This is a genomic window from Streptomyces sp. Y309, assembly GCF_056712025.1.
Genome location: NZ_CM160048.1, coordinates 2961820 through 2981581, shown reverse-complemented (window position 1 = coordinate 2981581; position 19762 = coordinate 2961820). Strand labels below are relative to the sequence as shown.

Genomic DNA, 19762 nt, shown 5'->3' with positions numbered 1-19762 from the left:
CGTACCGGGCGGACAGCCGAGGCCATACGGGGCGGACAAGTGACGCCCGCCGCGGCCACCCCGCCCCCGTGCCTGGCCTGTGGGCTCACGGACGGCTCCGTGCCCCTGCCGGGCGGGCCCGTGCTGCGCACCGCGCACTGGAGCGTCGAGCACTGCGTGGGCCCGCTGGGCGTCGGCACGTTCGTCGTCAAGCCGCTGCGGCACGTGACCGGCGTGCACGAACTGTCCGCGGACGAGGCGGCGGGACTCGGGCCCCTGCTCACGCGGGTGGCCGACGCCGTGCGCGCGGTCGTCGACGACTGCGAGCAGGTGTACGTCTGTCTGTGGTCGCACGCGGGGCGGGCCCCCGGACACATCCATTTCGTGATCCAGCCCGCCCGCACGCGCGACCTCGACCGGCATGCCGCGCACGGCCCCGCGCTCCAGGCGGCGATGTTCGCCGAGGGCACGGGGCCGGACGCGGACGCGGTGGCCGAGGTCTGTGGGCGGATGCGCCGGGAGCTCGGGCGCAGTGAGGCGCCCGGGCCTCACGGACCGTAGATCAATGTCCACTGCTGGTTCGGCAGGCCCTGGTTGTCGTTCGTCACGACCGGGGACTCGTTCGCGCCGCCCCAGCCGCGGTCGGGTTCCAGGACGCGGCCGTAGAGGTTCGTGATCGGGGCGGGGTCGGCCGAGTGGGCCGGGTGGACGTACCAGAGCTGGTCCACGTCGGTGAAGCTTCGGTCGCAGTCCGACAGCCAGGTCGCCCAGCCGCTCGGGCCCTGCGCGTAGCCCGCCAGGCAGCGGCCGTCCCTGCGGGTCACCATGTGGTACCGGCCGCGGCCGTCCGGGATCAGGTCCCAGAGTTGGTACGCCTCCGAGGTGCAGTTCCACACCCGCATCCGGTCGTCACCGGCCGGCATGCCCATGCAGCGGCCCACGCCCTGGTTTCTGACCTGGAACGGGCCGACCGCCGGTGCCGCGGGAGGCGGAGCGAGCACTGTCGGCGGTGCGTCCGGCGCGGCCGGTGCGGCCGCCGCCAGGGGCGCGGGCAGTGCGGATGCCGCCAGGGCCGCGACGGCCGCCAGGGTCACGGGCAGCGCCCGACGCTTGCGTGGAGATGTTCGAGGTGGCGGAGATGTCATTGGGTCCCCCCTGAGTGGTCCGGGCCGTGAGCATCGTTCCGCGACGTCATGGCACGGGTGATGGCCGGGTGCCATGCTCTCCGGGGCGGGGCCGTTCCAGACGGGAGTTCGGCTTCAAACACTCCGTTCGGGTGCTTCGGGAGCCGCCGGTGTGATCTGGCTCAGCACGCACTCCCAGCGGCCGGAACGTCGTACGAAGACGTCCGTCGTCCATTCGTCCGCGTCGTAGCGCCGCCCCTGGTAATGGGCGGTGTTCGTCACCCGGGCCGTGAACAGGGCGGTGTCGCCGTGGACGCGGATGCGGGGCGGGCCCACCCGGTCCATGGCGGAGTGCGTGAGGTCAGCGGACGCGACCACCGACAGGAATTCGGCCCTGGGGGAGATGCCCGACTCGGACACCATCACCCATTCGTCCGCCATGAAGCCGGCGATCCGGTCGGCGTCGTTCGCCACGATCGCCGCCGCCCACTCCTCGGCGACGGCGGTCAGTTCGGCGTGCGTGTGGGCGTCGTCGGTGGCGTTCACCGTTCCAACGTAGCCGCGGGGTGCGGCTACCGCGCGGCAGCCGACCCGTACGGGATGCGTACGACCGACTGGTTGCCGGTGCCCACCGTGCTGGTGCCGTTGCCGATGGCGTTCCAGACCTCGACCCGGACCGTGCCGCCCGCCATCGTGCCGTGCGTGCCCGACGCCGACTTCAGGCCCCTGGCCTGCGTGTAGTGCTCGTATCCCGGCACGGGGTCGGTGGCGAAGTACTGGTACGTCTCCGTGCGCTCCCACGAGCCGTCGCCCGTGCGGTCGTAACTCACCCTCACCTGCTGCCCGTTGGCCACCGACGTGCCCGCGTCGACCAGCAGGTCGAACTCCGTCGAGCCGCCGTTGTACGTGCCGTCGACGCCGGTCGCCGTGAACGTCTGCGGACTGTGCGGCGTGCCGTCGTGGTTGGCGCCGCCCGCGGAGGCGAGCGTGGTGGCCGCCGCGGCGCCCGCGGACGGGCCGAGCGTGCCGCCCTGGCGCAGGTGCAGCGACGACGGCGTGCCGGGCCCCGGGTCGCCGCCCCCGCCGCCCCGCGTCCACACCGCCACGTAGTCGACGGCCATCGCCCGCCCGGGCACGGTGGCCGGGACCGGCGTGGCCCGCCCGGCGACCCCGTCCGGGAACGCTCCGCCCATCGCCACGTTCAGGAGGATGAAGTAGCCCGCGTGGCTGGTCATGTTGTTCCACGCCTCGGCGCCCACCCGGTTCTGGTCGACGCTGTGGTACAGCTGCCCGTCGACGTACCAGCGCAGGACGTTGGGGCTCGCCGCCCGGTCCCATTCGAAGCGGTACGTGTGGAAGGCGGACTGGCACGAGGCGCCCGGGCAGGCGCGGCTCGCGCCGATGCCGTTGGTCTCGTTGCACGGACCGCCCGGGTTCACGCCGCAATGCAGCACGCCCCACACGGAGTTGATGCCGTTGACGTTCTCCATGACGTCGAACTCGCCGATGCCCGGCCAGTTCCAGTAGTTGCCGCGGTAGGGCGCGCCGAGCGCCCAGAAGGCCGGCCAGTAGCCGAGCGCCTGCTCGCCGGTGACGTTCGGCATCTGGATGCGGCCCTCGATGGCGAGGGTGCCGCCCGCCGGGGCCTTGAAGTCGGCGCGCTTGGTCTCGACGCGCGCCGAGGTCCAGTTGCCCGCGCCGTCCCGCAGGGGCGTGATGCGCAGGTTCCCGTTGCCGTCGAGGCTCAGGTTGTCGGGGGACGACGTGTAGTTCTGGATCTCGCCGGTGCCCCAGTTCGCGGGCCCGCCGGGGTAGTTGTGGCCGGTGTCGATCTGCCAGTTCGCGGCGGAGGGCAGCGAGCGGGCCGGGCCGTTGAAGTCGTCGCTCCACTGCAGGGTCCAGCCGGGGGCAGGGGGTACGTCGCCCTGGGCCTCGCCGGGCGTCATCAGGGCGGCCGTCAGGCCGACGGCGGCGAGTCCGGCGAGGAGGGTGCGGCGTCTGGGGGTGGTGTGGGTGCTGCGGGTGGTGGTGCTCATGGTGCACCTCCGTGCAGGGGGCGGGATGGCGGGGGTCAATCTCTGAGAGCGCTCTCAGGGTTTTGTAGTTGTGGACGGGGCGACCGTCAATGGCTAGGCGCCGTCAACTTCCCGAAGGGAGCGGGGAGTTCACCGCAAGCCGTCCGGGAGGATGCCCCGAGTCGTCCCGGGCGCCGGCAATACAGTTGCACCGCACCCCCGCCCCCACCCACGCTGAGAGGCCGGAACCGCCGGAGCCGCCCGACCAGCGGCAGCCCTACGGAGAGTGGACGACCATGGACGAGGGGGACAAGGTGACGGAGATCGTGGCGGGACGCCCGTCCGACGACGGAGGCCCCGGCCTCGAGCGCGTGAGCCAGCTGTTCGAGGACTTCCTGGAGGCGGTCGCGCGCCCACCCCGGGGCGACGGCCCGGACCGGGACCTCACCGAGCGCCTGCGCGAGCACCTCGGCATGGAGCCCGGCGACGCCCCCGTGGTCAAGGCCACGTACGCGGCGTACGACCACCCGAACGTCCACCTCGCTCTGGAGCGCTGGTTCACCGCGGAATCCCGCTCGTACGAACTGGTCGGCATGACGGGCTCCGACCACCGCAATCACTACGCGCTCTCGGAGATCATCGAATCCGCCGACCGCTACGACAAGTTCGTGATCGGCGCCGTCGACTACACCCACCTGCCGATCTCGCCGGACGACGAACTCGCCTGCGTGTCCTTCGGGTTCTACCTCGGCACGGAGCGCACCCCCGACGGCGGCGAGGAGCGCTGCGTGGTCCTGCTGCGCGGCCCGAACGAGGACTACGGCCGCGAGAAGGTCCAGGTCGAGGTGCTCGCCGCGACCCGTGACACCGCCCGGCGGGTGCTCGGCGGCGTCGACGCGTTCCTGGGCGAGCACAACATCTACCGCGGCCAGGTCCTGTCCTTCGAGGGCGCCGCCTTCGGCGAGGGGCTCGGCCCGTTCCGCTTCCACCGCCGCCCCGGCCTCACCCGCGAAGGCATCGTGCTCCCCGACGGACTGCTCGACCGGGTGGAGCGGCAGGTCGTCGGCGTCGCCCGGCAGCGCGAGCGGCTGCGCGCGGCGGGCCAGCACCTGCGCCGCGGACTGCTCCTGTACGGCCCGCCCGGCACCGGCAAGACGCACACCGTCCGCTACCTCCTCTCGGACCTGCCGGACTTCACCGTCGTCCTGCTGTCCGGCACGACCATCGGCGCCATCGGCCCGGCCTGCGCCCTCGCCCGCATGCTCCAGCCCGCCCTCGTCGTCCTGGAGGACTGCGACCTCATCGCGGAGTCGCGGGACTTCGGCGGCGGCGAACAGCCCCTGCTCTTCCAGGTGTTGAACGAGATGGACGGCCTCGGCGACGACGCCGACGTGGCCTTCCTGCTCACCACCAACCGCGCCGACCTCCTGGAGCCCGCCCTGGCCCAGCGCCCCGGCCGCGTCGACCTCGCCGTCGAGATCCCGCTGCCCGACGCCGCGGGGCGGCGCCGCCTCCTCGCTCTGTACGGCGGCGGGCTCGGCCTCGGCGAGGAGGTCACGGAGGAGATCGTCGAGCGCACGGAGGGGACGACGGCGTCGTTCGCGAAGGAGCTGGTGCGGCGCGCGGTCCTCATCGCCGCCGAACGCGACGCGGACACCGCCGCCCAGGACCTCCGCGAGGCCGTCGACGAACTCCTCTCGGACCGCGACCAGTTGACGCGGCGGCTGCTCGGGGTGCGGGGGGAGGACGAGGACCCGGACGAGCTGGGGGACGAGTTCGACGACGAGGATGACGACGGCGACGATGACGACGGTGGCGGTGGTGGCCGAGGCGGTCGGCCCCGCCGCCCGGGCCCGGGTCGCCTCGGTGAGAACGGCGGCGGGTTCTTCACGTCGGCGTCGTACCGTCCGCTGCGGTGAGGTGACGTAGACGTATACGGGAAAGCGACCGCTATGGGGTGTCCTGCCGCAGCAGGCGCGCGATCGCCGGGATCGGGAACAGGAGCAGCGCCAGGTTCGGGATCCACCACGTCGGGGACCAGTCGCCGCGCAGCGCCCAGAAGACGACCGCCTGCAGGCCGGCCGTACTGGTGAGGGTGAGGGAGACCAGCATGAGGGGGCGCCAGGCGATCCGGCGCGGGCGGGCGTCGCAGCGCTCCCGGCGGCACAGGTACAGGGACGTGAGTCCGGTCGCGCTCGCGGCGACGTCCAGCGGCAGGAACGAGTAGTTCCAGTCGCTCATCACCGGGTCGCCGTAGTCCTTGTACGCGTACTCGGCGGGGATCAGGCCGAGCAACGCGGCGCTCCAGTACGCGAGGAAGCCGAGGTCGGTGACCAGCATGGCGACCTTGACGGAGGTGAGCCCGGGGGCGGACGGCTCGTCGGCGCGGGGCTTCGGCGGTGCCTGGACCATCAGTGCTCCAGGCCCCCGCCGACGTACATGACCGCCACGCCCGCGACGATGAGCAGCGCGCCCGCGACCGTCGCGAGCCGGACGTTCTCGTCGAAGAGGAGCACGCCGCCGGCCAGCGCGCCGACCGTGCCGAGGCCGGACCACACCGCGTACACGGGCCCGACGTGCAGGGTCTTCAGGGCCTGCGCGAGCAGCACGAACGCGGCGGCGTAGCCCAGGACGACCAGGATGCTGGGGCCGAGGCGGGTCAGGCCGTGGGAGGCGCGCAGCGAGAGCGTGGCGGCGATCTCGGAGACGATGGCGCCGGCCACCAGGACGATGCCCATCAGGCCGACTCCTTCGAGTTCGAGTGCTCGGTCAAGTCATTGACCAGGCGCCGTAGTTGGACGTGCTGGTCGCCCTTGGGGTCGGCGAGGCCGAGGAGGCGGGCGGTCCACCAGCCGTCGACGGCCATGCGGACGAGGGTGGCGACGCCGGGCGGCAGGCCGTCCCGCTCCAGGCGTTCCTGCCAGGTGCGGTACCGCACCTGGAGGATGTCGAGCACCTCCGGGCCGTTGGCCGCCGCGAGGAGGGCGACGGGGACCGAGTCGGAGGGGGCGGACTCGCCCTCGGGGGCCTCGGGCGGGATGGAGGCGTCGAGCCAGGCGCGGGCATAGGAGCCCGGTGGCGCGTCCGGTCCCGGCAGCACCGCCTCGAAGCGGTCCGCCAGGCGCTCGACGACGCCCTGCACGAGGGCCTGTTTGGTCGGGAAGTGGTAGAGCAGGCCGCCCTTGCTCACGCCGGCCTCGGCCGCCACCGCGTCCAGGCGGATGGCGTCGACGCCCTGCTTGACCAGGAGTCTCTCGGCCGCGTTCAGGAGCCGGTTGCGCACGCTTCACACCGTCTTTCGGTCGTCGCCGCTCTTGTTTTCCTGATCTCCGTCGATCTGCGATCTGCGATCTTCACCGCAATTGATCTTTGTCGTCGATCTCGTCGATCTAATTGATCTATATCGTTTCGGAGTTTCCGACCGTCTGGACGGTCGAATGCAGGCTAGCATGGGTCATGACGAGGTGCGATGAGCATTCCCGGGGGGTGCCGTGGAAGCGGAAGGGTTAATTCTGCATTTCACCGCACGGGTTACGTCAAGAGATTGGTTGACGCTTTCGTCGAAAGTTGTCTAAAGTCGCTGCCTGGCTGATTCGTTCGACGAATCCCTAGCCAGGACTGATCATCAATCGGGGGCTGCATGTTCGAGTCATCTGCGTATTAACTCTCTGTGTTCGCCGGACGGCGGGCCCTGCGCGCCCGTTGCCCGCGGGCTTCAAGCTGCCCGCAGGGCCCGGAATCTGCCCAGGTCAAAGGCGACCTTTCCGTGTCCGTGGCGGCAGCCGCGGATTCTCCACCGGTTCGCTCCCATGCTCCGGACGTGCCCTCTGGTGGCGCTTGCGCCTGCCCGTTCCCAGGGGAATCCGGCAGCATGCAAAGTCCTGTGCGCATCCCTGAATCCCGGGCTGCTCGAACGCGCCCATTTCTTTACGGGAAGCGCCTGAATTCACAGAGGGAAATAAATGTTCAATGCATCGGAACCGCCCGACCTCTTTTCTCGCTTCGCGGGCTATACCGCGGCATCCGACCTGATGAAGGCCGGTCTCTACCCCTACTTCCTGCCCCTCGCCGGGCAGGAGGGCACGACCGTACGCAGGAGCGGACGGGAACTGATCATGTGCGGCTCGAACAACTACCTGGGCCTCACGTCGGACCCGCGCGTCCACGCCGCCGCCCGCGGTGCCCTGGAGCGGTACGGCAGCTCGAGCACCGGCTCCCGCTTCCTGAACGGCAACACCGATCTGCACGAGGAACTGGAGGCCGAGCTCGCCGACTTCCTCGGCAAGCCCGCCGCCCTGGTCCTGTCCACCGGCTACCAGGCCAACCTCGGCGCCCTCGCCGGACTCCTCACGCCCCGCGACTACGCGGTCGTCGACCGGGACGCGCACGCCTCCCTCGTCGACGGGGTCCGGCTCAGCGGCGCCAAGCTGCGCAGGTTCCCGCACAACGACGCCGAGGGCCTGCGGCAGACCCTGGAGCAACTGCCCGACGACGCCGCCCGGCTCGTGATCGTCGACGGCGTCTACTCGATGGAGGGGGACATCTGCGACCTGCCGGCCATCACCGCGGTCTGCGCCCGGTACGGCGCCCGGCTGCTCGTCGACGACGCGCACGGCCTCGGCGTCCTCGCGGGCGGGCGCGGCACCGCCGCCCACTTCGGCCTCACCGACCGGGTCGACCTGATCACCGTCACCTTCAGCAAGTCCCTCGCCTCGCTCGGCGGCGCGGTCGCCGGCAGCGAGGAGGCCATCCACTACCTCAAGCACAAGGCCCGCAGCCTGATGTTCAGCGCCTCCATGACCCCGGCCAGCACGGCCACGGCGCTCACCGCCCTGCGCATCCTGCGCGCCGAACCGCACCTCACCACCGACGTGCGGGCCAAGGCCGACCGGGTGCGGCGCGGGCTCGCCGAAGCGGGCGTCGGCACCGGCGAGAGCACCACCCCGATCATTCCCGTCCCGGTGCCCGACGCCGAGGGCACCCTCGCCATCTGGGAACGCCTGATCCGCGCGGGCGTCTACGTCAACCCGGTCCTGCCGCCCGCCGCCTCGCCCCGGCTGCGCACCAGCTACATGGCCACCCACACCCACGACCAGCTCGACCGCGTCGTCGAAGTGCTCGGCGCGGAACCGGAGTTGCGGCGCGCCGCCGAGAGCGCCGCCGGGCGGGTCGCCTCGTCGGCGAGTGCGGCATGAACCTCTCGGCCGCCGGGGGGCGTCCCGGTCGTCCGGGCCGTCCGGGCCGTGTGGGGCACGTCGGCGTCGCCCGGCCCGCGGACGCCGACGCCGCGGGCCCGGCGCTCGCCCTCGTGGCGACGGCGGGCGCGGCCGGGGTGTCCGCCGTGGCCTGCCTCGCCCCGGCGGGCGGGCCCGACGTGCCCCGGCCGACCCTGCTCGGCTGGGGCCTCTCGCTCGCCGCGGGCGCGGTTCTCGCGCGCCGCGGCGTCCGTGGGCGGCGCGGCGGTGACCCCCGCCCCGAGGTCGCCGCCGCGCTGCTCGTTCTCGGTACGGCGCTGCTGTGCAGCGGTGCCGTGGGCGTGGTCGCGGTGGGTGTGGTGGCGCTGTGCGGCTGCGCAGGCGCCGCCGGGTTTACCACGGCGCGCTTTCTGGACGGGCGGTGCCCGTGGGCCAGTTCGGCGTCGGCCCTCGCCCTGGCCGTGGTGGCCTTCGCGGCGGGTGGTCTCGCCGCCGGGTGCTGGCTCCCGCAGGCCCGGGGGGCGGCTGGCGCCTTGGCCTGCGCGGTGGGGCTGCTGCAGCTTGCCCGTGTGACACGCACGGGGGCTTCGCCCCCTGGCCCTCCTTCATCGCCGCTTCGCGGCTCGTCCTCAAACGCCGGACGGGCTATTACTCGCCGCCCGGACGCAGTTCGGCGCGCGCCGGCCACCGACCCCACCGACCACTGACCTGTGACCCGCGATCACCCAAGGAGCCGCACATGTCCCGTGTACGCCTTGCCGCCCGTGCCCTGCGTCTCGCGCTCAATCGGGCGCACGCCGATCCTACGGCGGACTACGACGCGGCCAGTTCCGACTACGACACGTTCTTCAGCCCCGTCATGGGAGGCCACTCCACCACCGCTCTCGACGAAGTGCCCATCGCGCCCGGTGACAGCGTCGTCGAACTCGCCTGTGGTACCGGACACTTGACGGCGGAGATCATCCGGCGGCTCGACGGCCGGGGCACCGTGCGGGCCGTCGACAAGTCGCCCGGCATGCTCGACGTCGCCAAGAAGAAGGTGCACGCGCTGACCGAGGGCACGCCCGGGCTCGGCGTCGAGTTGTCCGTGGGGGACATGGACTCCTTCGTCCGCGGTCTGCCCGACCAGAGCGCCGACCTGGTCGTGGTCGGCTGGGCGATCTGCTACACCAAGCCGACCAAGCTGCTCGCGGAGATCGGGCGGGTGCTGCGGCCCGGCGGCCGCGTCATGGTCATCGAGACCCGGGCCGACGCCCACCAGGCGCTCACCGAGGGCCTGGAGAAGGTCTTCGCCGACGACCCCTCGCTGCTCACCAGCCTCATCAGGGTGTCGCTGCCGAAGAACGCGGCCGCCGTGGCCCGGTGGTTCACCAAGGCGGGGCTGACCGTCACGGGTCAGCGGGACGGCGCCCAGGTCATCCCCGCCCACACCCCGGCCGCGGTCCTGGAGTGGGTGCAGCGCTCCGGCGCCGCCGCGGGCTTCAAGACCGCCGTGGACAACGAGCGGGAGCAGCTCGTCCTGGACCGCGTCGAGGCGGGCCTCGCCGAACTCCTGCGGAAGAAGGGCACGTTGGAGATCCAGCACACCTTCGTCGTGGTCACCGGCGCCAAGCCCGTCGCGCCCCGCGCCCGGCACGGGGCCCGGACCGGCGAGGAGGCCGGCGTCGCATGACGAACCCGACCAGGGCCGCCGACCCGCCCGCGCCGACGCCACCGCCGGGGGACGGCTCCCGGGTGCCGCCCGGCGCGGCGCGCGGCGCCGTCCAGCGGGCGCTGCACCGCTTCGCGGAGAGACTCGCCAAGCGGCCCAAGACCGTGATCCTGGCGTGGGCGGTGCTCATCGCGGTGTGCACGCCGTACGCCATGGGGCTCGACGACGCCCTCACCGACCAGGGCGCCTCCAAGGTCGTACCCGGCACCAGCAGCGCCCGCGCCGACGAGCTGACGAAGAAGGCCTTCCCGCACCGCTCCGAGCGGGAGGTGACCGTCGTCGTCGAGGCGCCCGACGTGCGCGACGGCGAAGTGCGGGCTCTCTTCGCCCAGTTGGACACCCGGCTCGCGAAGCTGCGCGGCACCGGCGAGGTCGAGCGCACCTCGTCCGCGTACACGCTGTATCGCGACACGACGGCCGCCTTCCTCACCGGCGTGCGCGACCGTGCCCGGGACGCGGCGGACGACCCCGCCGGGCGGCGCGCCTTCGTCGACCGCGAGGCCGACGCGGGCCGCGTCCCCGCCGCGCTCGCCGCGGCCGCCCGCGAGGCCGCCGCCGCACCCGACGCGGCGGCCGTGCCCCGCGTCGCCGGGAAGTTCGCGGCGGCCACCGACTGGCGCGGCTTCCCGCTGCCCGTGCCGGGCGACGCCGTGGCGCGGCTGATCTCCGACGACGGCAAAGCGGCACTGGCGTCCGTCAGTTACACGGACAAGGCCGGGGCCGACCCGGACGTGGAGTGGCTGCGCGACACCGCCCGCGAACTGCTCGCCGACAGCGGCGCCGCCAAGGACGCCCAAGTGCACGTCACCGGCGAGCTCGCGCTCATCCACGACACGTACGAGAAGGCCGAGGCCGACAACTCGCTGATGGAGTCGGTGGCGTACGTCATCATCTTCGTCATCCTGCTGGTGTTCTTCCGCGCCCTGGTCCCCGCGATCCTCACGCTGGCCGTCATCGGCCTGTCCATGAACGTCAGCCAGGCGGCCCTGCACGCCCTCGGCGAACAGGTGACGCTCACTCAGTTCACCGTCACCATCATGCAGTTCGTGATGCTCGGCGCAGGCGTCGACTACAGCATGCTGCTGTCCTCGCGCTACCGGCAGGAACGCGTCGCCGGGCGCTCTCCGCGGGAAGCGGCGGTGCAGGCCACCGTGCACGCGGGCGAGAGCATGCTGCTCGCCGCGGGCGCGGTGGCCCTCGCCTTCGGCGCGACCCTGCTCTCGCCCGTGGACTGGATCCCGCCGCTCGGCTACGGCGGCCTCATCGGCATCCCCATCGTGCTCGCCGCCGCGCTCACCCTCACGCCCTGCCTGCTCGTGCTGCTCGGCGACCGTTTCTTCGCGGTGGGCCGCGCACCCCTGTCCGACATGGAGCACACCGGCGCGATGGGCAAACACCTGCGCCGCACCGCGGAGTTCGCGCGCCGCCGCAAGGGGCGGATCGTGGTGGCGTTCCTCGCCGCGACCATCCCCTTCGCGCTGCTCGTCGCGGGCAACCGCTCGACGTCCGACCCCGTCGCGCTGAGCCCCGCGACCGACTCCCGCGACGGCTTCGCGACCGTCGCGGAGCAGTGGGGCGACGCCGCCGTCATGCCGACGATCGCCGTCGGCCGCGCGGACCCCGGCGTCGTACGCGACGGCGAACTGACCCCCGAGGGACGGCAGGCGGTCGCCCGGCTCACCGAGCGCCTCAACGCTGTCCCGGGCGTCGCGTCCGTCGACTCCGCCACCCACCCCTTCGGCACACGCTGGTCCGACGGACAGCTCGCGGACGCGGGCCGCCCCCTCCTCGACGACTACGTCTCCCGCGACGGCACCCTGCGCTTCGTCGTCGCCCTCGACGACGACCCGTACGCGGAGGAGGCCGCCGCCACGGTCGGCCGCCTCGAACGCGTCGCCGACCAACAGGGCGGCGGCGTCGCCGAGTTGGAGATCGGCGGCACCACCCAGGTCGACCAGCAGTACGGCGACGCGCTCAGCTCCAGCTTCTGGCAGATGGTCGCCCTCGTCAGCGTCGGCGTCTTCGTGATGCTGATGTTCACGCTGCGCTCGCTGCTCGTACCGCTGCGCCTCATCGCCACCATCATGCTCAGCAACGTCTGGGCCGTCGGCCTCACCGTGCTGATCTTCCACCACTGGCGCGGCGAGGCGATCATCGACGATCTGCCGATCTTCCTCACCGTCCTGATGATGGGGCTCGGCATGGACTACGAGATCTTCCTCGTCACCCGCGTCCGCGACCTGCTCCGCAGCGGTCTGTCGCAGGAGGAAGCCACGATACGGGCCGTCGTCGACACCGGACGCGTCATCAACGCCGCGGGCCTGGTCATGGCGGGCAGCCTCGGCACGATGGCGCTGTCGTCCACGCTGATGCTCCAGGAGTACGGCGCCGGGCTCGGCCTCGCCGTGCTGCTCGACGCGACCGTCATCCGCATGCTCTTCGTCCCGGCCACCCTGCTGCTCCTGCGCAAGTACAACTGGTGGCTGCCCAGCCTCGGCGTGCGCCGGCGCCGCCTCGACAAGGTGCCCGCGGGGTGACGCGCATGACGCTGCACACGCCCGACCGGGCCGGCGCGGCCACGCCCGGGACCGGCGCCCTGGGCCGACTGCGGGCGCACCACGCCGCGTTCCCGGTGACGTCCGCGGCCGCGCTGTTCGCCGTGCTCGCCGCGGTCCGCGTCGCCGGGGCCTTCACCTTCCCGGTCATGGTCCTGTCCGTGGCGCTGAGCGCGGCCGTGCTCCTCGTCCTGCCGCGCGCCGACTGGGCCGGGGCCGGGGTGTGCCGCTCCGCGCTGCTGCCCGCCGTCCTCGGCACGGCCCTGGTGGCCGTCGTGTACGGCCAGACGTTCCTCGCCACCCGCGACGCGTTCGGCGACGGCGACGACAACTGGACCACGTGGATGCCCCGGCTCTTCGAAGGCACGGTGCCGGGCGCGCCCTGGGCCGACGTGGTGGCGATGGTCCTCGCCCTCGGCGTGCTCGTGCCGCTGGTCGAGGAGGTCTGCTACCGCGGCGTCCTGTACCGCGCCGTCGAGGTCCGCTGGGGCGGCTACGCCGCCGTGGTGACCACGGCGGCCGGCTGGGCCGCGGTGCACGTCGGCGACTACGGCCTGCACCCCTTCAACCTGAAGGTGCTCTGCGGGCTGCTGCCGTCGGTGTTCCTGATGGGCCTCGCCCTCGGCGTCTGCCGCGCCGTCACCGGCTCCGCCCTCGCCTGCGCCGCCGCGCAGGGCGTCTGCAATCTGCTGCTGCTCGGGGCGGCGGCCGCCTGGCTGTGACCGCCCTGAATCTCTCCATCGAGCACAGATATTGAACTGCCCACAGATATGAACTGCCCACAGACAGGGACCAGTTGATGCCACGACGCCTGTTCACCTCCGAGTCCGTCACCGAAGGACACCCCGACAAGATCGCCGACCGGATCAGCGACACGGTGCTCGACGCCCTGCTGAGCGTCGACCCCACGGCCCGCGTGGCCGTGGAGACCATGATCACCACGGGTCTCGTGCACCTCGCGGGCGAGGTCACCACCACCGCGTACGTCCCCGTCGCCCAACTCGTCCGCGACGCCATAGTGGAGATCGGCTACGACTCCTCGGCGAAGGGGTTCGACGGCGCCTCCTGCGGGGTCTCGCTGTCGATCGGCGCCCAGTCGCCCGACATCGCCCAGGGCGTGGACACCGGCGGCGCGGGCGACCAGGGGATGATGTTCGGGTACGCCACCGACGAGACGCCGTCGCTGATGCCGCTGCCGATCCAGCTCGCGCACCGCCTCGCCCGGCGCCTCACCGAGGTCCGCAAGAACGGTTCCGTCCCGTATCTGCGCCCGGACGGCAAGACCCAGGTGACCATCGAGTACGAGGGCAGCCGCCCGGTGCGGCTGGACACCGTCGTCGTCTCCTCCCAGCACGCGGCCCACATCGACCTCGACGCGCTGCTGCTCCCCGACATCCGCAAGTTCGTCGTGGACCACGTCCTGGAGGAACTGCGCGAGGAGGGCACCGCGTTGGGCACCGAGGGCTACCGGCTCCTGGTGAACCCGACGGGCCGGTTCGAGATCGGCGGCCCGATGGGCGACGCTGGCCTCACCGGCCGGAAGATCATCATCGACACGTACGGCGGTATGGCGCGCCACGGCGGCGGCGCCTTCTCCGGCAAGGACCCCTCCAAGGTGGACCGTTCGGCGGCGTACGCGATGCGCTGGGTGGCCAAGAACGTGGTCGCGGCGGGCCTCGCGCGGCGCTGCGAGGCGCAGGTCGCGTACGCCATCGGGCGGGCCGAGCCGGTCGGCCTGTTCGTGGAGACCTTCGGCACCGCGACGGTGTCCCAGGCGCGCATCGAGCAGGCCATCACGGATGTGTTCGACCTGCGCCCGGCCGCGCTCATCCGGGACCTGGACCTGCTGCGGCCGGTCTACGCGCAGACCTCGGCGTACGGACACTTCGGCCGTGAACTGCCGGAGTTCACCTGGGAACGCACGGACCGGGCGGACGCGTTGCGCGCGGTGGCGGGGGCCTGAGGTGGCGTCCGGGCCGGGCGCGCGGATCGCCGTCACCGGGTCCATCGCGGCCGACCACCTCCTCACCTACCCGGGCCGGTTCACCGAGCAGCTCGTCCCGGAACAGCTCGACCGGGTCTCCCTCTCCTTCCTCGCCGACGACCTGGAGGTGCGGCACGGCGGCGTGGCCGCCAACATCGCCTTCGGGCTCGGCCGGCTCGGGCTGCGGCCGCTCCTGGTGGGCGCCGCCGGTCGGGACTTCGCCGAGCACGCGGCCCGGCTGCGCGCGGCGGGCGTCGACACCCGGGGCGTCCACGTCAGCGAGCGCCGCCACACCGCGCGCTTCATCTGCACCACCGACCGCGACCAGAACCAGATCGCCACCTTCTACGCCGGGGCGATGGCCGAGGCGGGCACCATCGACCTGGCCGCCCTCGCCCCGCGCGCGGGCGGCTTCCGGCTGGTCCACGTCGGCGCGGACGACCCCCGGGCGATGCTCCGCCACACGGCGACCTGCAAGGCCCTGGGCGTCCCGTTCGCGGCGGACCCCTCCCAGCAGCTCGCCCGGCTCGACCCGGAACAGACCCGCCAACTCGTCGACGGCGCAAGCCTGTTGTTCACCAACGCCTACGAGGCGGGCCTGCTGCGCAAACACACCGGCTGGACCGAGCACGAGGTCCTCGCCCGCGTCGGCTCCTGGATCACCACGCTCGGGGCGGACGGCGTGACCATCGCCCGCGCGGGCCACGCGCCACTGCGGCTGCTCGCCGTGCCCGCGCGCAGAATCGCCGACCCGACGGGCGCGGGCGACGCCTTCCGCGCCGGCTACCTCGCGGGCGTCGCCCGGGGCTGGCCGGCCGAGCGCTCGGCACGGCTCGGCTGCGCGCTGGCCGCGCTGGCGCTGGAGACGGTGGGCACGCAGGAGTACGACCCCTCGCGCGTGCGCGAGCCCGCCGCTTCCTTACCTTTTGGTGAGTACCTCACAAAATAGTCGGTACTTGTGGCTGGGGATGTGCCGATCAACGATGAAGCCATGGCAACTACGAACCCCACGAACCCCATTTCTGTGTCCACTGCTGCGTTCACCCCCACCCCTGTCACCGTCATCGGCCTCGGCGCCATGGGCCGGGCCCTCGCGGGGGCCTTCCTCAAGGCCGGTCATCCGACGGCCATTTGGAACCGTTCGGCGGGCAAGGGCGAGGACCTGGTCGCCCAGGGCGCCACGCGCGCCGCGACCCCGGCGGAGGCGGTGCGCGCCGGTGAGGTCGTGGTCGTGTGCGTCGTCGACTACGACGCCTCCCAGTCGGTCCTGGAGCCGCTCGCCGCCGACCTCGCCGGGCGCGTGCTCGTGAACGTCACCTCGGACTCCCCGGAGCGCGCCCGCGAGGCGGCCGAGTGGGCGGCCGGGCACGGGATCGCGTACCTCGACGGCGCCGTCATGATTCCTACCATGATGGTGGGCACCCCGGAGGCGCTGCTCTTCTACTCCGGTGACAAGGCCGCGTACGACCAGCACGAGGAGCTGCTGAAGTCCCTCGGCGGGCAGTCCGCGTACGTCGGCGCGGACCACGGCCTCGCCGCCGTCTACGACCTGTCCATGCTCGACTTCTTCTGGACGTCGATGTCCGGCCTGGTGCACGGGTACGCGCTCGCCGCCAAGGACGGTGTTCCGGCCGCGTCGATCGCCCCGTTCCTGAAGGCCCACATCTCGCTTCTCGCCCTGCTCGTCGACGAGACCGCCAAGGACGTGGACGCGGGGGAGTACCCGGGCGCCGAGGCGAACCTCGCCACGGAGGTGCAGGGCATCGAGCACATCCTGCACGTCGCCGAGCGCCGCGGCCTGGACGTCTCCGTGCTGCGGAGCGTGCGGGACGTGGCTCAGCGGGCGGTGGACCTGGGGCACGGGGCGGACAGCTGGTCGGCCACGGTGGAGGGCGTCCGCAAAACCACCTGATCCAGAAAACCGCCTGACCCGGACAGGAACTGTCCTGGACTCGGCCCTGGCGTTGACGCCGACGTCAAGGATTACCGTCGCGGTATGCGAATCGGCGAGCTCGCGCGGCGCGTGGGGACGACCACGCGGACGCTGCGCTACTACGAGTCGCGCGGGCTGCTGCCCGCGCGGCGCGACGGCAACGGCTATCGCACGTACGGCGAGGACGACGTGCGGCTGCTGGAGCAGATCAGGACCTTGCAGGACTTCGGGTTCGAGCTGGAGGAGACCCGGCCGTTCGTGGAGTGTCTGCGGTCCGGGCATCCGGCCGGCGACTCGTGCCCGGCGTCCGTCGCCGTCTACCGCCGCAAGCTCGGTGAACTCGACGCGCTGATCGGCGAGTTGAGCGCCGTGCGGGCGCAGGTCGGCGCGCAGTTGGCGCGGGCCGAGGAGGCGATGGCGGGGCTCGCCGCCGACGCGGGAGCGGCTCCGGGTGGTCCGGAGCCGCGGTGCGAACTGAGGGGTACGGGATGAGCGTGGTGAAGGCGGACGGGCTCGGCGAGGTGACCGACGGGGACTTCGGGTTCGAGGTCCTGGGGGTGGACCGGCCGGTCCTGGTGCAGTTCACGGCGGAGTGGTGCGGGCCGTGCCGGCAGCTCACGCCGGTCCTCGGCGAGATCGCCCGGGAGGAGGCGGAGCGCCTGAAGGTGGTGCAGCTCGACGTGGACCGGAACCCGGAGACCACGGTGGCGTACGGAGTCTTGTCGACGCCGACGCTGATGGTGTTCCGCGACGGGGAGCCGGTGTGGCAGAGCGTGGGCGCGCGGGCGAAGCGGCGGTTGCTCGCGGACCTGGAGGGCGCCGGCGTGCTGTAGCCAGTGCATGAGAAAAGCCCCGGAGGAATTGACGTCCGGGGCTTTTCTCTGCGTATATTGGATTCTTTCGCGAAGCCCTGCCTTGACGCGCAAAGGGGCAACGCGAGAATCTGTATAAGAGCACTGTAACTGGCGAGGGGCTGAATTGTCAACCGAGGAATTGCGGGAAGAGCAGCAATTCGTCTCCGGGCTGTATGCGCGCCTCGACGCGCTGCGCGAGGAGGCCGAGTCCGCCGTGCAGGCGTCATTGGCGCAGGTGGGCAACGGGCTGCAGGCGCGCATGGAGCGCGATGTCATGGTGGCCGAGCAGTCCGGGGTGCTCGCCGCCCTGGACGCGGGCGAGAACGGTCTCTGTTTCGGGCGGCTCGAATTCCGCGACGGACGGGATCACCACATCGGGCGGATCGGAATCCGCGCGTCGGACACCGAGCGCACTCCGCTGGTGATCGATTGGCGTGCGGAGGTGGCGCGGCCCTTCTATCTCGCGACGGGGCACACCCCGATGGGGCTGCGCAGGCGTCGGCACATCACCACCGAGGGCCGCGAGGTCACGGCCCTGCACGACGAGATCCTGGACCTCACCGACACCACCCGCACCGGCCATGAGGCGGCGGACGCCGACGAGGTGCTGCTGGCGGCGCTCGACTCCGCGCGCACCGGCCGCATGCACGACATCGTGCAGACCATCCAGGCCGAGCAGGACCGCATCATCCGCGCCCCGCACCAGGGCGTGCTGGTCGTCGAGGGCGGTCCGGGCACCGGCAAGACGGTCGTGGCGCTGCACCGCGCCGCGTTCCTGCTGTACGCGCACCGGGAGCTGCTCGCCAAGCGGGCCGTCCTGGTCGTGGGCCCGAACCCGGCCTTCCTCGGCTACATCGGCGAGGTGCTGCCCGCGCTCGGCGAGACCGGTGTGCTGCTCGCGACGCTCGGCGAGCTGTTCCCCGGCGTCACGGCCACCGGCACCGACACGCCCGCCGCGGCCGAGGTGAAGGGCCGTGCCGAGATGGCCGACGTGCTCGCGCTCGCGCTGCGGGACCGGCAGGAACTGCCGGAGCCCGGCGCGCCGTTGATCATCGAGCACGACGACGGCGACCTGATCCTGGACTGGGAGATCGCGTACGAGGCGCGGGCCGCCGCCCGCGAGGCCGATCTGCCGCACAACCTCGCGCGGCCGACGTTCGCCTTCCACGTCATCGACGCGCTCACCCGGCAGTTGGCCGAGCGCATCGGCCACGATCCGTACGGCGGGCCCAACTTCCTCGGGCCCGACGACATCGCCCAGCTCGGCAAGGGCGTCGCCGTCAGCGCCGAGGTGCACGCCGCGCTGGAGGAGCTGTGGCCCACGCTCACGCCGGAGCGGTTCGTCACGGAGTACCTGGCCGAGCCCGTGCACCTGTCGGACGAGGACGCCGCCCTGGTCCGCCGCGCCCCGGGCGCCGCGTGGACGCCGGCCGACATCCCGCTGCTCGACGAGGCCGCCGAGCTGCTCGGCAAGGACGACAGTGCGGCGCGCGCTCGCGCGGAGGCGGAGCGGCAGCGGGCGGTCGCGTACGCGCAGGGCGTGCTGGACGTCTCGTACGCCTCCCGCACCTACGAGTTCGAGGACAAGGACGACGAAGACGCCGAGGTGCTCCTCGCGCACGACATCATCGACGCCGAGCGGATGGCCGAGCGCCAGGAGGAGGCCGATCACCGCAGCGCCGCCGAGCGGGCCGCGGCCGACCGGACCTGGGCGTTCGGGCACATCATCGTCGACGAGGCGCAGGAGATGTCCGCGATGGCGTGGCGGCTGCTGATGCGGCGGTGTCCGACGCGGTCGATGACGCTCGTCGGGGACCCGGCGCAGACCGCCGAGTCCGGTGGGGTCGGCTCGTGGCGGGACATCCTCGCGCCGTACGTCGAGGACCGCTGGGAGTACGCGCGCCTCGGCGTCAACTACCGCACGCCCGCGGAGATCATGGACGTCGCGGCGGAGGTGCCGCGGGCCGCGGGGGTTGTCGGCTTTCAGCCGCCGTCTTCCGTCCGGTCCACCGGGGTGCGGCCGTGGGCGCGGCGCGTCGACGATCTCGCGGCGGCTGTGGCGGACGCGGTGGCCGAGGAGGCGGCCGCCGTGGGGCGGCTCGCCGTGATCGCTCCGCGCGAGCTGCACGGAACCCTGGCCGGGAAGCTGCCGGACGTCTCGCCCGGCGCCTCGCCCGACCTGACGCGCCCCGTCGTCCTCATCGACCCCCGCCAGGCCAAGGGCCTCGAGTTCGACACGGTCCTGGTGGTGGAACCCGCGCTGTACGGCACGAGCGACTTGTACGTAGCCCTGACCCGAGCCACGCAACGCCTGGGCATCCTCTACGCCGACGCCCTGCCCCCGGCGCTCAGCGCTTCGCTGGATGTGCGGTGTTGATCCTGCGGGCGGGTGGGGGCTGATCGCGCCCCGCG

Annotated in this window: 19 protein-coding genes; 13 read left to right on the top strand and 6 right to left on the bottom strand. The window is 72.5% G+C overall.

Annotated features, from left to right (window positions below):
- The first annotated feature begins 39 nt into the window (after nucleotides 1–39).
- Complete coding sequence (locus AC0KTA_RS11210; RefSeq protein ID WP_481054974.1) at nucleotides 40–540, top strand: HIT family protein; 501 nt, start codon at nucleotides 40–42, stop codon at nucleotides 538–540.
- Here the strand turns inward: AC0KTA_RS11210 and AC0KTA_RS11205 are convergent.
- The 3 genes from AC0KTA_RS11205 to AC0KTA_RS11195 form a co-directional block, all read right to left on the bottom strand.
- Nucleotides 528–1073 carry an RICIN domain-containing protein gene (locus tag AC0KTA_RS11205; protein ID WP_481054973.1) on the bottom strand — a complete coding sequence of 182 codons (546 nt, stop codon included), beginning with the start codon at nucleotides 1071–1073 and terminating at the stop codon, nucleotides 528–530. The genes AC0KTA_RS11210 and AC0KTA_RS11205 overlap by 13 nt on opposite strands.
- A gap of 165 nt (nucleotides 1074–1238) precedes the next feature.
- Complete coding sequence (locus AC0KTA_RS11200) at nucleotides 1239–1649, bottom strand: nuclear transport factor 2 family protein (RefSeq protein WP_481054972.1); 411 nt, start codon at nucleotides 1647–1649, stop codon at nucleotides 1239–1241.
- 26 nt (nucleotides 1650–1675) lie between these two features.
- Nucleotides 1676–3139, bottom strand: coding sequence for a glycoside hydrolase family 16 protein (locus tag AC0KTA_RS11195; RefSeq protein WP_481054971.1), 1464 nt, complete (start codon nucleotides 3137–3139; stop codon nucleotides 1676–1678).
- Between the two features lie 275 nt (nucleotides 3140–3414).
- On the opposite strand from AC0KTA_RS11195, the gene AC0KTA_RS11190 reads away from it, so the two are divergent.
- Nucleotides 3415–5037 (top strand): AAA family ATPase, encoded by a 1623-nt coding sequence (locus tag AC0KTA_RS11190; RefSeq protein ID WP_481054970.1) that lies wholly within the window; start codon nucleotides 3415–3417, stop codon nucleotides 5035–5037.
- A gap of 31 nt (nucleotides 5038–5068) precedes the next feature.
- On the opposite strand, the gene AC0KTA_RS11185 is transcribed toward AC0KTA_RS11190, so the two are convergent.
- Genes AC0KTA_RS11185 through AC0KTA_RS11175 form a run of 3 tightly spaced genes read right to left on the bottom strand, consistent with a single transcriptional unit; the run spans nucleotide 5069 to nucleotide 6401 of the window.
- Nucleotides 5069–5530, bottom strand: a complete 462-nt coding sequence (locus AC0KTA_RS11185) for a DUF5360 family protein (protein ID WP_481054969.1) — start codon at nucleotides 5528–5530, stop codon at nucleotides 5069–5071.
- Nucleotides 5530–5856 (bottom strand): DMT family transporter, encoded by a 327-nt coding sequence (locus AC0KTA_RS11180; RefSeq protein ID WP_481054968.1) that lies wholly within the window; start codon nucleotides 5854–5856, stop codon nucleotides 5530–5532. The genes AC0KTA_RS11185 and AC0KTA_RS11180 overlap by 1 nt, the downstream gene beginning before the upstream one ends.
- The gene (locus tag AC0KTA_RS11175) at nucleotides 5856–6401 is read right to left on the bottom strand and encodes a TetR/AcrR family transcriptional regulator (RefSeq protein WP_481054967.1); all 546 of its coding nucleotides are present in this window, start codon (nucleotides 6399–6401) and stop codon (nucleotides 5856–5858) included. Before AC0KTA_RS11175 ends, AC0KTA_RS11180 begins: the two co-directional genes overlap by 1 nt.
- Nucleotides 6402–7080: 679 nt before the next feature.
- Between AC0KTA_RS11175 and AC0KTA_RS11170 the strand changes: the two genes are divergently transcribed.
- From AC0KTA_RS11170 to AC0KTA_RS11120, 11 genes are all read left to right on the top strand, one after another.
- Nucleotides 7081–8313: an aminotransferase class I/II-fold pyridoxal phosphate-dependent enzyme gene (locus AC0KTA_RS11170; protein WP_481054966.1), complete on the top strand. Its 1233-nt coding sequence runs from the start codon at nucleotides 7081–7083 to the stop codon at nucleotides 8311–8313.
- Nucleotides 8310–9020: a hypothetical protein gene (locus tag AC0KTA_RS11165; RefSeq protein ID WP_481054965.1), complete on the top strand. Its 711-nt coding sequence runs from the start codon at nucleotides 8310–8312 to the stop codon at nucleotides 9018–9020. Before AC0KTA_RS11170 ends, AC0KTA_RS11165 begins: the two co-directional genes overlap by 4 nt.
- A 32-nt stretch (nucleotides 9021–9052) precedes the next feature.
- Nucleotides 9053–9985, top strand: coding sequence for a class I SAM-dependent methyltransferase (locus AC0KTA_RS11160; protein ID WP_481054964.1), 933 nt, complete (start codon nucleotides 9053–9055; stop codon nucleotides 9983–9985).
- Nucleotides 9982–12561, top strand: a complete 2580-nt coding sequence (locus AC0KTA_RS11155) for an MMPL family transporter (protein ID WP_481054963.1) — start codon at nucleotides 9982–9984, stop codon at nucleotides 12559–12561. Before AC0KTA_RS11160 ends, AC0KTA_RS11155 begins: the two co-directional genes overlap by 4 nt.
- 5 nt (nucleotides 12562–12566) lie before the next feature.
- The gene (locus AC0KTA_RS11150; protein ID WP_481054962.1) at nucleotides 12567–13301 is read left to right on the top strand and encodes a CPBP family intramembrane glutamic endopeptidase; all 735 of its coding nucleotides are present in this window, start codon (nucleotides 12567–12569) and stop codon (nucleotides 13299–13301) included.
- 77 nt (nucleotides 13302–13378) lie between these two features.
- The gene (metK, locus tag AC0KTA_RS11145; protein ID WP_481054961.1) at nucleotides 13379–14542 is read left to right on the top strand and encodes a methionine adenosyltransferase; all 1164 of its coding nucleotides are present in this window, start codon (nucleotides 13379–13381) and stop codon (nucleotides 14540–14542) included.
- 1 nt (nucleotide 14543) lies between these two features.
- Complete coding sequence (locus tag AC0KTA_RS11140) at nucleotides 14544–15512, top strand: carbohydrate kinase family protein (RefSeq protein WP_481054960.1); 969 nt, start codon at nucleotides 14544–14546, stop codon at nucleotides 15510–15512.
- A 42-nt stretch (nucleotides 15513–15554) separates the two neighbouring features.
- Complete coding sequence (locus tag AC0KTA_RS11135) at nucleotides 15555–16475, top strand: NAD(P)-dependent oxidoreductase (protein WP_481054959.1); 921 nt, start codon at nucleotides 15555–15557, stop codon at nucleotides 16473–16475.
- An 84-nt stretch (nucleotides 16476–16559) separates the two neighbouring features.
- A complete protein-coding gene (locus AC0KTA_RS11130) occupies nucleotides 16560–16988 on the top strand; it encodes a MerR family transcriptional regulator (protein ID WP_481054958.1) in 429 nt (142 codons plus the stop codon).
- Nucleotides 16985–17329 (top strand): thioredoxin family protein, encoded by a 345-nt coding sequence (locus AC0KTA_RS11125; protein WP_481054957.1) that lies wholly within the window; start codon nucleotides 16985–16987, stop codon nucleotides 17327–17329. The genes AC0KTA_RS11130 and AC0KTA_RS11125 overlap by 4 nt, the downstream gene beginning before the upstream one ends.
- A gap of 145 nt (nucleotides 17330–17474) precedes the next feature.
- On the top strand, nucleotides 17475–19727 hold the full coding sequence (locus AC0KTA_RS11120) for a HelD family protein (protein ID WP_481054956.1): 2253 nt from the start codon (nucleotides 17475–17477) through the stop codon (nucleotides 19725–19727).
- The last annotated feature ends 35 nt before the right edge of the window (nucleotides 19728–19762 follow it).

Bases quoted from the DNA above. Each gene is read 5' to 3' on its own strand.
- AC0KTA_RS11170 (WP_481054966.1), top strand. From the start codon at position 7,081: ATGTTCAATGCATCGGAACCGCCCGACCTCTTTTCTCGCTTCGCGGGC.
- metK (WP_481054961.1), top strand. From the start codon at position 13,379: ATGCCACGACGCCTGTTCACCTCCGAGTCCGTCACCGAAGGACACCCC.
- AC0KTA_RS11130 (WP_481054958.1), top strand. From the start codon at position 16,560: ATGCGAATCGGCGAGCTCGCGCGGCGCGTGGGGACGACCACGCGGACG.
- AC0KTA_RS11190 (WP_481054970.1), top strand. From the start codon at position 3,415: ATGGACGAGGGGGACAAGGTGACGGAGATCGTGGCGGGACGCCCGTCC.
- AC0KTA_RS11135 (WP_481054959.1), top strand. From the start codon at position 15,555: ATGGCAACTACGAACCCCACGAACCCCATTTCTGTGTCCACTGCTGCG.
- AC0KTA_RS11150 (WP_481054962.1), top strand. From the start codon at position 12,567: ATGACGCTGCACACGCCCGACCGGGCCGGCGCGGCCACGCCCGGGACC.
- AC0KTA_RS11125 (WP_481054957.1), top strand. From the start codon at position 16,985: ATGAGCGTGGTGAAGGCGGACGGGCTCGGCGAGGTGACCGACGGGGAC.
- AC0KTA_RS11165 (WP_481054965.1), top strand. From the start codon at position 8,310: ATGAACCTCTCGGCCGCCGGGGGGCGTCCCGGTCGTCCGGGCCGTCCG.
- AC0KTA_RS11185 (WP_481054969.1), bottom strand. From the start codon at position 5,530: ATGGTCCAGGCACCGCCGAAGCCCCGCGCCGACGAGCCGTCCGCCCCC.
- AC0KTA_RS11195 (WP_481054971.1), bottom strand. From the start codon at position 3,139: ATGAGCACCACCACCCGCAGCACCCACACCACCCCCAGACGCCGCACC.
- AC0KTA_RS11160 (WP_481054964.1), top strand. From the start codon at position 9,053: ATGTCCCGTGTACGCCTTGCCGCCCGTGCCCTGCGTCTCGCGCTCAAT.
- AC0KTA_RS11180 (WP_481054968.1), bottom strand. From the start codon at position 5,856: ATGGGCATCGTCCTGGTGGCCGGCGCCATCGTCTCCGAGATCGCCGCC.
- AC0KTA_RS11155 (WP_481054963.1), top strand. From the start codon at position 9,982: ATGACGAACCCGACCAGGGCCGCCGACCCGCCCGCGCCGACGCCACCG.